The organism is Achromobacter sp. CF-sbj1-Ac2-l (assembly GCF_052698165.1).
In genome coordinates this window covers 180027-193907 of the sequence record NZ_CP199855.1, presented here as the reverse complement: position 1 = coordinate 193907, position 13881 = coordinate 180027, and the positions used below count along the sequence as shown (strand labels likewise).

The window sequence follows — 13881 nt, the reverse complement described above, 5'->3', positions numbered from 1 at the left end:
TGACCATGATCAAGAAGCTGATTGGTGCCGTGGCGTTGATGATGCTCACGTGTACCGCCACGTTCGCCGCCGAGGGCGGCTATCCGCTGGACAAGGCGCCTTACCGCGTCAACGACATGGCGTCGCTGCAAAACGGCGCCAAGCTGTTCGTCAACTACTGCCTGAACTGTCACAGCGCATCGTCGATGCGCTACAACAAGCTCAAGGACATTGGCCTGACCGACCAGCAAATCAAGGAAAGCCTGCTGTTCACCGGCGAGAAGGTCGGCGACATGATGAATGTCGCCATGACGCCCAAGGACGCCAAGAAGTGGTTTGGCACCACGCCCCCGGACCTGTCCGTGATCGCGCGCGCCAAATCCGTCAACGCCGGCCCCTCGGGTTCCGACTACATCTACACCTACCTGCGCACGTTCTACCGCGACACCTCGCGTGCCACGGGCTGGAACAACCTGGTGTTCCCGGCCGTCGGCATGCCGCACGCGCTGTGGGAACGGCAGGGTCCGCGCGAGCTGACCACGGTGGCGATGCACGAGGTCGAAGGCAAGGACGGCGCGCCGAAGTCGTGGGAACGGGTCACGACGGTGTACGATGCGCAAGGTTTTGCCACGGTCAAGGCCGAGCCGGTAGCCAGCTACCACGGCCATGCCACCTTCGAGGCCAAATTCAAGGCCGCCAACCCGGCCCAAACCGCAACATACGACAACGACGTCGCCGACCTGACCGCGTTCATGTCCTGGATGGCCGAGCCCGTCCAGACTTTCCGCGTCCAGTTGGGCGTCGGTGTCATGTTGTTCCTGCTCTTGTTCTTCCTGGTGATGTGGCGCCTGAACGCCTCTTACTGGAAACACGTGCGCTAACCGCAACGCCCCGCCAGGCTTATCCGCCCCCATTTTCGCCAGGGTGGATAATGGCGGGTTAGGGCTGTATGCCTACCCCCCGCCTGGCAATCGGGGCCAGCGCCTGCTAGATTAGGGCGCTGGCCTTTCGTTTTTCATAAAGGATTTTTCGCCATGATGGTGCTCTATTCCGGAACCACGTGTCCGTTTTCGCAACGCTGCCGCTTCGTGTTGTTCGAAAAGGGCATGGATTTCGAGATCCGCGACATCGACCTGTACAACAAGCCCGAAGACATCTCGGTGATGAATCCGTACGGTCAAGTGCCCATTCTGGTCGAGCGCGACCTGGTCCTGTACGAGTCGAACATCATCAACGAGTACATCGACGAGCGCTTCCCGCACCCGCAGCTCATGCCGGCCGATCCGGTCATGCGCGCGCGCACCCGCCTGTTCCTGTACAACTTCGAGAAAGAGCTGTTCGTCCACGTCTCGACGCTGGAAGACCGCAGCGCCAAGCCCGACGAGAAGAAGCTGGCCAACGCCCGCCAGAACATCCGCGACCGCCTGGCCCAACTGGCCCCGATGCTGCTCAAGAACAAGTACATGCTGGGCGAGGAATTCTCGATGCTCGACGTGGCCGTGGCCCCGCTGCTGTGGCGCCTGGACCACTACGGCATCGAGCTGCCCAAGAACGCGGCTCCGCTGCAAAAGTACGCCGAGCGCATCTTCTCGCGCCCGGCCTACATCGAAGCGCTGACGCCTTCGGAAAAAGTGATGCGTCGCTAAGGTTGTTGCGTGATGGGTGAAACTTCGACCAAACCGTATCTGATCCGCGCGCTGCACGAATGGTGCACCGATAACGGCTACACGCCGTACATCACCGTGCAGGTCGACGAGCACACCATGGTGCCCGTCGCCCACGTGCGCGACGGCCAGATCACCCTGAACGTGGGCACGCTGGCCACCAACCGCCTGGTGCTGGGCAACGAATTCATCGAATTCCAGGCCCGCTTCAGCGGCGTGACCGAAAACGTCTACGTGCCGGTGGGCGCCGTCAGCGCCATCTATGCGCGCGAAACCGGCGCCGGCATGGGCTTCGAAGTGCAGCCCTACGAACCGCCGGCCCCGGGCGCGCAGAACGCCTCCGAGACCGTCCCGTCCGAAGCCGAGGCGGATGCCGCCCCCGGCGATGACGGCGGCGACGACGAGCCCAAGCGTCCGCACCTGACGATCGTCAAGTAATCCGGCAGGTCCCCCGCGCCGCCCCGGCCCCAGGCCCGGGCGGCGCGGTCACGTCTGGCCGCCGCCAATGTGACGCCCGATTGCATGGCGATCTTCTGAAGCACGGGATAAGAGTGCGTATCATTTGCATATCCAGGAAAAATCCCGTCTCATACGCTTGAACCGGGTCCGCTGCGGCACGCGCCGCTCCCCGGCTTTCCAGGAGTGATGCACCGCCCATGCCGTACCTGATCGGAATGACGCCCGCCGGCGGCGTATCGACCCAGTTCATGCCGCAGATAGACCGCCAACTGGTTGCCAAGCTGTGCCTGTTCGATAGCCTGTCGGACGACGATCTCGCCCGCATCCCGCGTCAGATCCGACTGACCTTGCGCGGCACCGGCCGCGTCCCCGCGATCGTCGGATGGGACGGCGGGCCATTCCTGGTCAATGCCCGGGTGCGCGAACTCATGGAAACGCTCGAACCCGACACGCACCGCTTCCTGCCGGTCGAGGCCGAGACCATGATCGTGGGCCGCAAGAGCCGGCCGTTCCGCACCTACCACCTGCTGCTGTGCCCGCCGCGCGTGGACGCCGTCATCATCGAGAAGACCGAGTTCTCCAAAGGCATGGGCCGGGCGGGCTACGAAGCCGGCGGCTGCTTCTCGTTCCTGAAGGGCACGCCGCTGGTGCTGGACCGCGGCGCCATCCAGGACCGCTGCTTCTGGCGCCTGCCGCGGCAATTCGGCGTCCGGCCGTCGTATCCGCACAGCGGCATCAGCGGCTACTTCTGCTCGGATGAATTCTGGCGCGCCCTGCGCGCCGAGCGCCTGGGCGGCTGGGAAGCCAGGCGCCGCTGCGCGACGGGCGTGCGCCCGGAATGACCCGCATGCACGCCGGAAAGAATCTCCTTTTTTCATTACAATGCAGTCCCTGCGCGCGGCCCGCGCGCGCCACGCCGGTGTAGCTCAGTTGGTAGAGCAGCTCACTTGTAATGAGAAGGTCGAGGGTTCGATTCCTTTCACCGGCACCATCAGCATCCCCCGGGATCCTCCCTCAGCGCACAAGGTCAGGCCGAACGTCCCAGTTCGCCAATCAATCACGCGATTTCGCCGCGTGCCGTGCCACCGGTAAATGATCGATTCGATGAAGTCCGGCCATCCGGCCAGTCTGGCGTGGCTATACTTGTCTTGGTCCCTCGCACAGGCCCCGAACGCCGCGGTAACACGACAGTCCATGGCAGCGAGGATCGCTTGCCTGTGAAGCACTTGATTTGGGAAATGCGGATCCATGTTCAGTCACATCACGGTCGGCGTCAGCGATCTGGCCCGCGCCTCGGTTTTCTACGATGCGATCCTCGCACCGCTTGGCCTGCGCCAACGGCAGGTCACACCCGACGGCGGGCCGGCAGCGCTCTGCTGGGTGGTTCCCGGCGCCACGCTGCCTCGGTTCTACGCCTACGCGCCGTTTGATGGAAAGCCCTGCTCCGCGGGTAATGGCAGCATGGTGGCGTTCCTCGCGCCCGACGAGCAGGCGGTGAGGCACGCTCATGCCCTCGGGCTTGCCGCGGGAGGTGTGGACGAGGGGGCTCCGGGCCCGCGCCCCCACTATGGCAACGGCTACTATGGCGCCTACCTGCGCGACCCCGACGGCAACAAGATCCACCTCGTCTACCGGGGCGATATCGTCTAGAACGCCGAGACGGCAACTCCCCATACGGTGCACCCATGATGCCCATGGAATCCGACACCTGCGCCAGCTCCTGCGGGTCTACGCGACCTGTCTGATCGCCACGGCGAGCCGCGCTTGCGCGTTGTCTGATTGAGTTCCGGCGTGCAGCCGACAAAAAAAACGGCCATTCGGCCGTTTTTTTCGATTCCTTGCACGCAGGCAGCGGCCGCATTCCGGCCGGCCCGTGCCGCGGCTCACCCCAGCGCCGGCAGCATGTTGAACAGCAGCACCATCACCAGGCCGGCCACCGACACGATGGACTGCACCACCGAGATCGTCTTGGTGGCCTCGCCCATGGTCATGCCGAATGATTCCTTCACCATCCAGAAGCCGGCGTGATTGGCATAGTTGAAGAACAGCGAGCCGCAGCCGATCGACAGCGCCAGCAGCGGCAGGTTCAGCGAGGGATCGGCGCCGGCCAGCGGCGCCAGCAGGCCGGCGGCGCCGACGATGCCGACGGTGGCCGAGCCGGTGGACACCGACAGCAGCATGGCGATCAGCCAGCCCAGCACCAGCGGCGGAAACGCGAACTGGTGGGTCAGGTGGACGATGGCGTCGCCGACCTTGGCGCTGGTCAGCACCTGCTGGAACGCCCCGCCGCCGGCGATGATCAGCATGATGCCGGCGATCGGCTTGAGGCTCTTGCCGAGCCCGTCGCGCAACTTCTCGGCGTCGCCGCCGCGCGCCAGCACCAGCGCCACGGCTGCGAACAGCACGCCCAGCAACATGGCGACCAGCGGATTGCCCAGGAAGGCCGCCACGTGCATCAGGGGCGAGGTCTTGGGCAGCAGCATCTCGGCCACCGCGTGCAGCAGCATCAGCAACGCGGGCAGCAGGGCCGCCAGCACGCCCAGGCCCACGCCCGGCACCGAATGGCCGGCATCGGCCTGGCGGACGGCGGTGAATTGCTCGAGCAGGGCTTCGTCCGGGCGGGTCGTCATGCGCGGCGCGATGAAGGCGCCGTACAGCGGACCGCCCAGGATCATGGCGGGCAGGGCGGCGAGAAAGCCGTAGATCATGGTCGGGCCGACCGTGGTCTTGAGACTGGCGATAGCCGTCAGCGGGCCGGGATGCGGCGGCACCATGCCGTGCATGGCGGCCAGGGCCGAGATCACGGGCACGCCCACGTACACATAGGCCGAGCCCTTGAAGCGTTCCTGGCCTTCCAGCTTGCGCGCCACGCTGAAGATCAGCGGCAGCATCACCACCAGGCCCACCTCGAAGAACATCGGGATGCCGATGATGAATGCCACCAGCGTCATGGTCCACGGAATCATGCGCGGCGAGGTGCGGTTCAGGATCGCATTGGCCAGGCGCTCGGTGGTGCCCGAGTCCGCCAGGATCTTGCCGAGCATGGCGCCCAGCGCGATCACCACGCCCACCGCGCCCAGGGTCTTGCCGGCGCCGTCGGTCAGGTTCTTGACGATGGCGGTCGGCTCCATGCCGGTGGCGAAGCCGACGCCGATGGACACGATCAGCAGCGCCAGCAGCGGGTGCATGCGGATGCGCGAGACGATGAGTGCGACCAGCACCAGGACGCTCACCAGGGCGGTGAGCAACAATTGGATGTCGAACGAAGACATGTGTGAAACCCAGAAAAAACGTGAGAGGTCGCGAACCTTCTGGTTGCCATGATAAGGGATCGCCCTGGCGCCGAAGCGTCATAACCCCTCCAGTCATCCGGGCCGTTTTGCATTCCCCGCGAAATTTGTGCATAATTCGCCCCCTCTACCTGTTCCCCGATAGCTCAGTCGGTAGAGCGACGGACTGTTAATCCGCAGGTCGCTGGTTCGAGCCCAGCTCGGGGAGCCAAAGAATGCAGTACTGAAGGGCCCGCAACGTGTTGCGGGCCTTTTGCATGGGCGAACGCCCGCGGCACGCCGCCAAAGTCGGACGGTGTTCCGCCTCAATCGAGCGGTCCGGGCCCGAATGCGGGGTGAAATGGTTCTACGATTGGCGTCGAGTCAACCGTGATGCCCGGGTACCAGCCGCTCTCCCCATGCCTTCCCCAACGAAATCCGTCGACGCAAAGACCGCCTTTGAACTCGTGTTCGGGCTGCTGCAGAAAAATCCCTGGATCGTGCCCGGCGCCTCGGCCCCGCTGCCGGACATCGCGGTCATGAAGCGGCACCAGGCCGAGGCCGTCAATGTGATCCTGTGGATCTGTGAAACCGGCGACCTGACGGGCTGGCCCGCGCAGACGCCGCTGGACACCCAGGCCACGGCCGCGTATCTGCTGATGGATCTCACTTTCCGGCTGCTCGATCCGGCCTCGGCGCTGTCGGCAAGCACCTGGGACGTCCCGGCGGACGAGCAGGCGCAGCGCCAGGCGCTGCGGATCGTGCGGCATGAAGTGCAGCGCAGCAAGCCGATCAACGCGGCCGACCTGGCCCGATTCCCTGCCCACTCCTGATTTGCGAGAATGGGGCGCCCGCCGGATACTCCCCCAAGCCGGTCCTTCCGCCACCGCCTGCCCCATGCGATCCAATCGATCCCTGCCCGCCCTGGTCTCGCTGCGCGCCTTCGAGGCCGCCGCCCGGCGCCTGAGCTTCAGCCTGGCGGGCGAAGAGCTGTTCGTCACCCAGAGCGCCATCAGCCACCATATCCAGCGGCTGGAGGCGGAACTGGGCGTGGCGCTGTTCGAGCGCCGCACCCGTGCCGTGGCGCTGACCCCGGCCGGGCAGGCTTATTACGAGCAGGTCCACGCCGCGTTCACGCTGCTGCGCCAGGGCACCGACGCCATCCGCGCGCCGGCCCCCGCGCGCCGCGCGCTGCGCGTCGGCCTGCTGGCATCGTTCGCCACGCGATGGCTGGCGCCGCGGCTGCCGGACTTCGCCGCGGCGCATCCGGACATCGACCTGCAACTGCTGCCCGACATCGGCCTGGCCGACGTGGCGGGCGGCGAGGTCGACGTGGCCATTCGCTACGGCCGCGGCACGTGGCCCGGCGTGCGGGCGCGCCGCATCATGGCGGAGCGGCTGTCCGTGGTGTGCGCGCCCGCGCTGCTGGCGGGCCGGCGGCGTCCGCGCACGCCGGCGGACCTGCTGCGCCATTCCCTGCTGGTCTCGCATACCCGGCATCCGTTCGAGTGGGACACGTGGTCGCGCCATCATGGCCTGGATCTCGGCCGCGCCCAGACCGTGCACCTGCACGACTACAACATCGTGGTCGAAGCCGCGCTGGCGGGGCAGGGCCTGGCCATGGGCCGCCACCGCATGATCGCCGCGCAACTGGCCAGCGGCGCCCTGGTCGAGGCCCTGCCGGGCACCACCCTGGAAGATCCGCGTATCGGCTGGTGGTTCGTGAGTCCGCGCGGCAAGACCGATGCCGCCGCCCAGGCGTTCCTGGCGTGGCTGATGCGGGCCGCGGCGCAAGGCTGACGCATTACTTTTACTCATACGTCGCTCGCAATAATTGATTGGTCAGGCGCGACGCGCATCGATAGCATGGAGATCACCCTTTCTTTTCCGTTTCACAGGTGACTCCATGACCCGTACGATCTCCGGCCGCGTGGCCGAACTCGGCCTTGCGCTGGACCCCGCGGCCGCGCCCGCCGCCAATTACGTCCCCTTCGTGCAAGAGGGCAACCTGCTGTACATCTCGGGCCAGATCTCGCGCGCCGCTGGCAAGGCGACGTTCCTGGGCCAGTTGGGCAACCAGATTTCCGAAGCCGACGGGGTCGCCGCCGCGCGCCTGTCGGCGCTGGGCATCCTGGCGCAGATCGCCGCCGCCACCGACGATCGGCTCGATCGCGTGGCGCGCGTGGTGCGCCTGGGCGTATTCGTCGCCAGCACGCCGGACTTCAACCGCCAGAGCGCGGTGGCCAACGGTGCCTCGGACCTGATGGTCGAAGTGTTCGGCGACGCCGGCCGCCACGCGCGCAGCGCGGTCGGCGTGGCCTCGTTGCCGCAAGGCGTGGCGGTGGAAGTGGAAGCGGTCATCGCGCTCACCCCCGCCTGATGTCCCGACGCCGGGCCGCCGCCCGGCGCGATTTTCCTGGAATTGCCATGTCCGCCGCCCTGACCCCCGCCGCCCTGGAAGCGTTGCGCGCCGCCACGCCCGGCACGCGCACCACCGTCCATTTCAACCATGCCGGCGCCTCGCTGCCGTCCGCCGCCACCCTGGACGCCATCCAGGCCCACCTGCGGCGCGAAGCCGAGCAAGGGCCGATGGAGGCGGGCGTGGCCGCGCGCGCAACGACCGAACAGGCGCGCCAACTGGCGGCGCGCCTGCTCAACGCCCAGCCCGACGAGATTGCCCTGACCGGCGGCAATTCCCCCGGCTGGGGCGCGGCCTTCGCCGCGCTGGGCCCGTGGCGCGCGGGCGACCGCATCCTGGTCGGACGCCACGAATGGGGCGGCAATCTCTCCGCCATGCGGCTGACGGCGCAACGCGCCGGCGCCTCGATCGAGACCATCCCGTCGGACGACAGCGGTTGCGTCGATCCGGTCGCGCTGCAAGCCATGCTGGACGAACGGGTGCGGCTGATCGCGTTGACCTGGCTGCCCGCCAACGGCGGCCTGATCAACCCGGCCGCCGCCGTCGGCCGCGTGGCGCGCGCCGCCGGCGTGCCGTATTTCATCGATGCGGCGCAGGCCGTTGGGCAATTGCCGGTGGACGTGGCCGAGGTCGGCTGCGACGTGCTGAGCGGCGCCGGTCGCAAGGCCCTGCGGGGCCCGCGCGGCACCGGCCTGCTGTACGTGCGGCGCGATTTCCTGCCACGGCTGACGCCGGCGTTCGTCGACACCTATTCGGCGCCGCTGGGTGCCGACGGCCAGCCGCAAGTGCGCGCCGACGCGGCGCGCTTCGAATCCGCCGAGGCCTCGCTGGCGCTGCGCTGCGGCCAGGCCAATGCGCTGCGCGAGGCGCTCGATATCGGCCTGGAAGCGATCCGCGACCGTATCGACACGGTCGCCCAGGCCCTGCGGGCGGAACTGGCCGCGATTGCCGGCATCGAGGTCCTGGACCAGGGCCGCGAGCGCTCGGGCCTGGTGTCGTTCAACCTTGCCGGGCACGAAGCCACCGCGGTGCAGCGGGCCCTGGCGGCGCAGGGCATCATTATCGGCAGCAACGGCGTGCCGTACACGCCGCTGGACATGAACGCGCGCGGGCTGACGCAGATCGCGCGCGCCTCGGTCAGCTACCTGACGCGCGACGACGAGATCGACCGCCTGCTCGACGCGCTGCGCATGCTGGCGCGCCAGGGCTAGCGCTCGTCGCCCGGCGCCGATGCACACCGCGGCGCCATCGCCCTACACCGCGATACGGCGTGCGAACGGCGACCACTTGGTGAAAACCAGCAGATTGCCGAACATCACCAGCGCCAGACCCAGCAACGCGGCAGGGGTCCACTGATAGCCCTCGGCAAAGGTCGACACGCTCAAGGCCACCACGGGGAACAGCACGGTGCAGTACGCCGCGCGCGCCGGCCCCATGCGACCGACCAGCGTCAGGTAGGCGGTAAAACCGATCACGGACCCCGGAATCGCCAGGTACACCAGCGCGCCAACATAGGCCGTGGAGGTGTCGAAGCGGAACGGCACGCCCGCGGCCAGGCAGCCGGCCAGCAGCACCGCCGCGCCGTACAGCATGCTGTAGGCGTTGCCGGTGAGCGGCCGCAGGCCCGCGCGCTGTTGCAGCGACGACAGCATGTTGCCGGTCGAGAAGCAGAACGTGCCGAGCAGCGCGAAGCCCAGGCCCAGCAGGGTCTCGTGGCTGGCCTGCTGGCCCGCCAGTTCGGGCCAGAACAGCAACACCAGCCCGCTGAATCCCACCACGCCGGCGACCATCACGCGCGGCGCGATGCGGGTGCCGAACCAAAGCCGCGCGTTGAGCGCGTTCCACAGCGTCGCGGCCGAGAACACCACCGACACCAGGCCGCTGGGAATCCACTGCGTAGCGGTGTAGAAACAGAGGAAGTTCAGGCAGAACAGGCACAGCCCCTGACCCAGGCACAACAGGTGCCCGCGTCGGTCCATGCGCTGCAGTTTGCGCGTCAGCAGCAGGGCGGCGAACAGCACCAGCCCGGCCAGCGCGAAGCGGTAGAAAATGGACATGGGAATGGGCACCACGCCCAACTGCAGTTTGATGGCAATCCAGGTGGTGCCCCAGATGATGACGGTCAGGAAATACAGGAAGAGATTCACTTTCGGACGCTCGACAGGGCGAAAAGAGACATGGAATCCGGGCGCGCGAAAATGCGTCGCCCTGTCGCGCAGTCTGCGCCCGCGCGGGCCACGAAAATTGCCGGTTCTTGCGGTTTTTTCTTGCTCCGCGCGATCCACGCGCGCAAGGATCGCAGTAGCATTTCGATTCCATGGGCACCATCGCATCGGCTCCGTCCGACTTCTCCGTTTTCCGCACGCTGTCCGCGTCCACCGCGACGCTGGCGCGCGCGGCCTCGCTGGGCGAGGGCATCGCCATCTCGCAATGGAGCCGCAGCGCCCATGAGACGCTTGGCTACGACATGCCCGGGCATCACACGCTGTCGCTGTACCTGCATGGCGGCGAGAAATCCTTCCGCGTGGGCAACCCGCTGCATGGCGGCGCCGGCAAGTTCTGCGTGCTGCCGGCCGAGCACTATTCCCGCTGGTGCATGAACGACACGGTGCACTTCCTGCATCTGTACATCGCGCCGGAGCGGCTGGCGCGCGAGGCGGTGATGCGGCTCGATTGCGAGCCGCGCTCGCTCGAACTGCGCGACCGCACCTATATCCACGACGACTCGCTGACCGACGTCTGCCGGGCCCTGCTCGACACCGACTGGCGCGCGCCCGCCGACCGTCTGGCCGCCAGCAGCGCGGCCGAGACCGTGCTGCATCACCTGCTGCTGCAGGGTGTGTCGCGCAAGGTCGCGCCGCCAGCGCGCGGCGGCCTGGCGCCCGCGGTGCGCCGGCGTGTCATGGACTATGTCGACGCGCATCTCGCCGAGCCCTTGACGCTGGACCAGTTGGCCGGCGTGGCCGCGTTGTCCACCTATCACTTCGCGCGCATGTTCCACGCCTCGTTCGGCGAACCGCCGCACGCCTGGGTGCGCGCCCGCCGCCTGGCGCATGCGCGCGGCCTGCTGGCCGCCGGCAAGGGCGACCTGGCGGGCATCGCGCAGGCCGCCGGGTTCGGCAACGCCAGCCACCTGTCGCGCGTCTTCCGCGACGCGGTCGGGGTGACGCCGGGCCAGTACCGCGCCGCCCGCCGCGGCCACTGAACCGCCGACCCCGCCGGCGCGCCCGGTCTACAATGGCGCACCGCCCTTCGCGGCCTTGATCGCCTGCCCCGCCCGCGATGCCATCGCCGACTTCCCGCGACGTTTCCGCTGTCCCCGACGCCTCCCGCCCCTCGCCGCTGCACGCGCATTGGCTGGCCGAGCTGGTCCGGCTGCGCGAAGCGCACTGGGGGCCGCTGGAAGACGCCGCCGTGGTGTGGCGGGTGCGCCAGTTGGACGCCGACCTGCCAGACCGCATCCTGGCCCGCGCGCAACACCTGGCGCGACGCGAAGGCCTGGCGCCGCTGGTGGACGGCTGGCGCCGCAGCGCCTGGGCCGTGCTGGCGGTGTTGCTGCTGCTGGCGCTGCTGTCGGGCGCGGGCGTGGCCGCCGGCGCGCTGGGCGACGGCGCCCGTCCCGTCAATGTGCTGTGGGCGCTGGGCGCCTTGCTTGGCCTGCACGCGCTCACTTTCCTGCTGTGGCTGGCCAGCTTCCTGCTGACGCCCGCCTCGATGACCCCGCTGGGGCGCCTCTGGCTGTGGGCCACCCGCAAGCTGGCGCGCGGCCCGGACAGCGCGCTGGTGCCGCAGGCCCTGCTCAATCTGCTGGCCCGCGCGGGCGCGCTGCGCGCGCTGTTCGGCGCCGTCAGCCACGGGCTGTGGCTGGCCGGCCTGAGCGCGGCGCTGGCGACCTTGCTGGCGCTGTTGACCACCGCCAGCTACCGCTTCATCTGGGCGACCACGCTGCTCGCGCCGGACACCTTCGTCTGGCTGACCCAGGTGGCGGGCTGGCTGCCGGCGCATCTGGGTTTTCCGCTGCCCGACGCCGCCATGGTGCGCGCCAGCGACGGCGTCCAGGCGCTGGCGGCCGACGCGCAGGTGCAGTGGTCGTGGTGGCTGATCGGCGTGCTGGTGACCTACGGCATCCTGCCGCGCCTGGTGGCGTGGCTGGCATGCGTCGCCGTCGCCCGGCGCGCCTTGCGCGGCCTGCGCATCGATCCCGCGCTGGCCGGCTACGCGGCGCTGCGCGACCGGCTGGAGCCGCCGGCCCAATCCACCGGCATCGACCGCCCGGTCGATCCGCTGCATCAGCCCCGCGTCGAGTCTGCCGTCCCGGCGAGCATGGGCGGCCAGCCCGTGCTGCTGGGGCTGGAGCTGCCGACGGATCTGGACTGGCCGCCCGCCGGCCTGCCCGACGCCATCCGCATGGCCGGCAATCTCGATACCCGCGAGCAGCGCAATCGGCTGCTCGACGCGCTGTCGCAAGCCGGCGCCTCGCGCCTGCTGATCGCCTGCGACGCGCGCCAGACGCCCGACCGCGGCACGCTGGCGCTGATCGCCGAACTGGCCGCGCACGCTGGCCAGACCCGCGTCTGGCTGCGCGCGCCCGCCGCCGCCGACACGCGCGAACCCATCTGGCGCGAGCGCCTGGCGGCCCTGGGCCTGGAGGCTGGCGCCATCATCAGCGCCGGCGGCGCGCCGCTGGACTGGCTGGAGCACGGCGATGCGTGAGCCGCTCATCAGCATCGCCGTGGTCGGCCACACCAACACCGGCAAGACCTCCCTGCTGCGCACGCTGACGCGCGACACCACTTTCGGCGAAGTGGCCGACCAGCCCGGCACCACGCGGCACGTCGAGGGCGCGCGCCTGCGGCTGGACGGCCGTCCGGTGCTGGAATGGTTCGACACGCCGGGCATGGAAGACAGCATCGCCTTGCTGGAGTATCTGGAACGCCTCGCCCAGCCTGGCGAAAGGCTCGACGGACCGGCGCGCATCCAGCGCTTTCTCGACACCCCGGAAGCGCACGGCCGCTACGAGCAGGAAGCGCGCGTGCTCAAGAAAATGCTGGACTGCGACGCCGCGCTGTACGTGGTCGACGCGCGCGACCCCGTGCTCGGCAAGCATCGCGACGAACTGGCCATCCTGGCCGCCTGCGGCCGCCCCTTGCTGCCAGTGCTGAACTTCGTCAATGCGCCCGCGCACCGCGCCGGCGAATGGCGCGACGCGTTGGCCAGGCTCGGGCTGCACGCGGCGGTCGAGTTCGACACCGTCGCACCGCCGCTCGATGGCGAACAGCAGCTATACGCCAAGCTCGGCGTGCTGCTGGACCGCCATGCCGACACCCTGGCGCAACTGGCCGACAGCCTGGCGCGCCAGCGCCGCGAGCGTCATGAGGCGGCGTGCGAACTGCTGGCCGATCTGCTGGTCGACGTCGCCGCGCTGCGCCTGACCAGCGCCAGCGACGAAGCGGCGCTGGCCGCGACCGCGCAGCAACTGCGCCAGCAGGTGCGGCAACGCGAACAGGCCTGCGTCAGCGCCTTGTTGGCGCTCTACAACTTCCGTTCATCCGATTTCGATGACGACGCGCTGCCCCTGCAGGGTGAACGCTGGGGCATGGACCTGTTCCACCCGCAGGCGCTCAAGGACATGGGCGTGCAGGTCGGCATGGGCGCAGCCGCGGGCGCCATGGCCGGCGCCGCGGTGGACCTGCTCAGCGCAGGCTTGAGCCTGGGCACCGGCATGTTGATCGGCGCCGCCGCCGGCGGCCTGTGGCAGGGCGTGGAAAAGCTCGGCAAGCGCGTCGCCGGCAAACTGCGCGGCTGGCGCGAGATCAGCGTCGACGACGCGGTGCTGCGCCTGCTGGCGTTGCGCCAGCGGCAGTTGATCGACGCGCTCGAGCGCCGCGGCCATGCGGCCCGCTCGCCGCTGCGGCTGGAACGGCCTGATAACGAGGCGCTGCGCAGCGGTCCCTTGCCCGAGGCGCTCAAGGAAGCCCGCAGTCGCCCCGAATGGTCGGCGCTGGCGCCCGGCCACGAAGACAGCGAGCGACGCAAGCAGGTGGTGCGCGAATTGGCGAAAGCAAGCAAGTACTAACCCCAACCCAAACCG

Annotated in this window: 14 protein-coding genes and 2 tRNA genes; 14 read left to right on the top strand and 2 right to left on the bottom strand. The window is 68.7% G+C overall.

The annotated features are described in order from the left end of the window. The first annotated feature begins 5 nt into the window (after positions 1 to 5). From ACUDCK_RS00870 to ACUDCK_RS00845, 6 genes are all read left to right on the top strand, one after another. On the top strand, positions 6 to 860 hold the full coding sequence (locus ACUDCK_RS00870; RefSeq protein WP_054503745.1) for a cytochrome c1: 855 nt from the start codon (positions 6 to 8) through the stop codon (positions 858 to 860). 153 nt (positions 861 to 1013) lie between these two features. Further along, a complete protein-coding gene (locus ACUDCK_RS00865) occupies positions 1014 to 1625 on the top strand; it encodes a glutathione S-transferase N-terminal domain-containing protein (protein ID WP_006388039.1) in 612 nt (203 codons plus the stop codon). Between the two features lie 12 nt (positions 1626 to 1637). Next, positions 1638 to 2081 carry a ClpXP protease specificity-enhancing factor gene (locus ACUDCK_RS00860; RefSeq protein ID WP_054503746.1) on the top strand — a complete coding sequence of 148 codons (444 nt, stop codon included), beginning with the start codon at positions 1638 to 1640 and terminating at the stop codon, positions 2079 to 2081. Between the two features lie 218 nt (positions 2082 to 2299). Beyond that, the gene (locus ACUDCK_RS00855) at positions 2300 to 2944 is read left to right on the top strand and encodes an imm11 family protein (protein WP_054503747.1); all 645 of its coding nucleotides are present in this window, start codon (positions 2300 to 2302) and stop codon (positions 2942 to 2944) included. A gap of 73 nt (positions 2945 to 3017) precedes the next feature. After that, positions 3018 to 3093, top strand: a tRNA-Thr gene (locus ACUDCK_RS00850). Positions 3094 to 3350: 257 nt separating this feature from the next. After that, positions 3351 to 3752: a VOC family protein gene (locus tag ACUDCK_RS00845; RefSeq protein WP_054503748.1), complete on the top strand. Its 402-nt coding sequence runs from the start codon at positions 3351 to 3353 to the stop codon at positions 3750 to 3752. A gap of 233 nt (positions 3753 to 3985) precedes the next feature. Here ACUDCK_RS00845 and ACUDCK_RS00840 read toward each other — a convergent pair whose 3' ends face one another. Then, positions 3986 to 5374, bottom strand: coding sequence for a GntP family permease (locus ACUDCK_RS00840; protein WP_054503749.1), 1389 nt, complete (start codon positions 5372 to 5374; stop codon positions 3986 to 3988). A gap of 153 nt (positions 5375 to 5527) precedes the next feature. Here ACUDCK_RS00840 and ACUDCK_RS00835 point away from each other — a divergent pair. The 5 genes from ACUDCK_RS00835 (at position 5528) to ACUDCK_RS00815 (ending at position 9001) form a co-directional block, all read left to right on the top strand. Further along, positions 5528 to 5603, top strand: a tRNA-Asn gene (locus tag ACUDCK_RS00835). 187 nt (positions 5604 to 5790) lie between these two features. Further along, positions 5791 to 6204: a hypothetical protein gene (locus ACUDCK_RS00830; RefSeq protein ID WP_054503750.1), complete on the top strand. Its 414-nt coding sequence runs from the start codon at positions 5791 to 5793 to the stop codon at positions 6202 to 6204. A 64-nt stretch (positions 6205 to 6268) separates the two neighbouring features. Continuing rightward, on the top strand, positions 6269 to 7171 hold the full coding sequence (gene gcvA, locus ACUDCK_RS00825; protein ID WP_116791554.1) for a transcriptional regulator GcvA: 903 nt from the start codon (positions 6269 to 6271) through the stop codon (positions 7169 to 7171). 106 nt (positions 7172 to 7277) lie between these two features. After that, a complete protein-coding gene (locus ACUDCK_RS00820) occupies positions 7278 to 7751 on the top strand; it encodes a RidA family protein (protein WP_054503752.1) in 474 nt (157 codons plus the stop codon). 47 nt (positions 7752 to 7798) lie between these two features. Further along, positions 7799 to 9001, top strand: coding sequence for an aminotransferase class V-fold PLP-dependent enzyme (locus ACUDCK_RS00815; RefSeq protein WP_175167273.1), 1203 nt, complete (start codon positions 7799 to 7801; stop codon positions 8999 to 9001). A gap of 42 nt (positions 9002 to 9043) precedes the next feature. Here the strand turns inward: ACUDCK_RS00815 and ACUDCK_RS00810 are convergent, their stop codons facing one another. Continuing rightward, positions 9044 to 9937, bottom strand: a complete 894-nt coding sequence (locus tag ACUDCK_RS00810; RefSeq protein ID WP_175167274.1) for a DMT family transporter — start codon at positions 9935 to 9937, stop codon at positions 9044 to 9046. A 170-nt stretch (positions 9938 to 10107) separates the two neighbouring features. On the opposite strand from ACUDCK_RS00810, the gene ACUDCK_RS00805 reads away from it, so the two are divergent. From ACUDCK_RS00805 to ACUDCK_RS00795, 3 genes are all read left to right on the top strand, one after another. Continuing rightward, the gene (locus tag ACUDCK_RS00805; RefSeq protein WP_064527550.1) at positions 10108 to 10995 is read left to right on the top strand and encodes a helix-turn-helix domain-containing protein; all 888 of its coding nucleotides are present in this window, start codon (positions 10108 to 10110) and stop codon (positions 10993 to 10995) included. Positions 10996 to 11072: 77 nt separating this feature from the next. After that, the gene (locus tag ACUDCK_RS00800; protein ID WP_175167275.1) at positions 11073 to 12503 is read left to right on the top strand and encodes a DUF2868 domain-containing protein; all 1431 of its coding nucleotides are present in this window, start codon (positions 11073 to 11075) and stop codon (positions 12501 to 12503) included. Further along, positions 12496 to 13866 carry a GTPase/DUF3482 domain-containing protein gene (locus tag ACUDCK_RS00795; RefSeq protein ID WP_064527545.1) on the top strand — a complete coding sequence of 457 codons (1371 nt, stop codon included), beginning with the start codon at positions 12496 to 12498 and terminating at the stop codon, positions 13864 to 13866. The genes ACUDCK_RS00800 and ACUDCK_RS00795 overlap by 8 nt, the downstream gene beginning before the upstream one ends. The last annotated feature ends 15 nt before the right edge of the window (positions 13867 to 13881 follow it).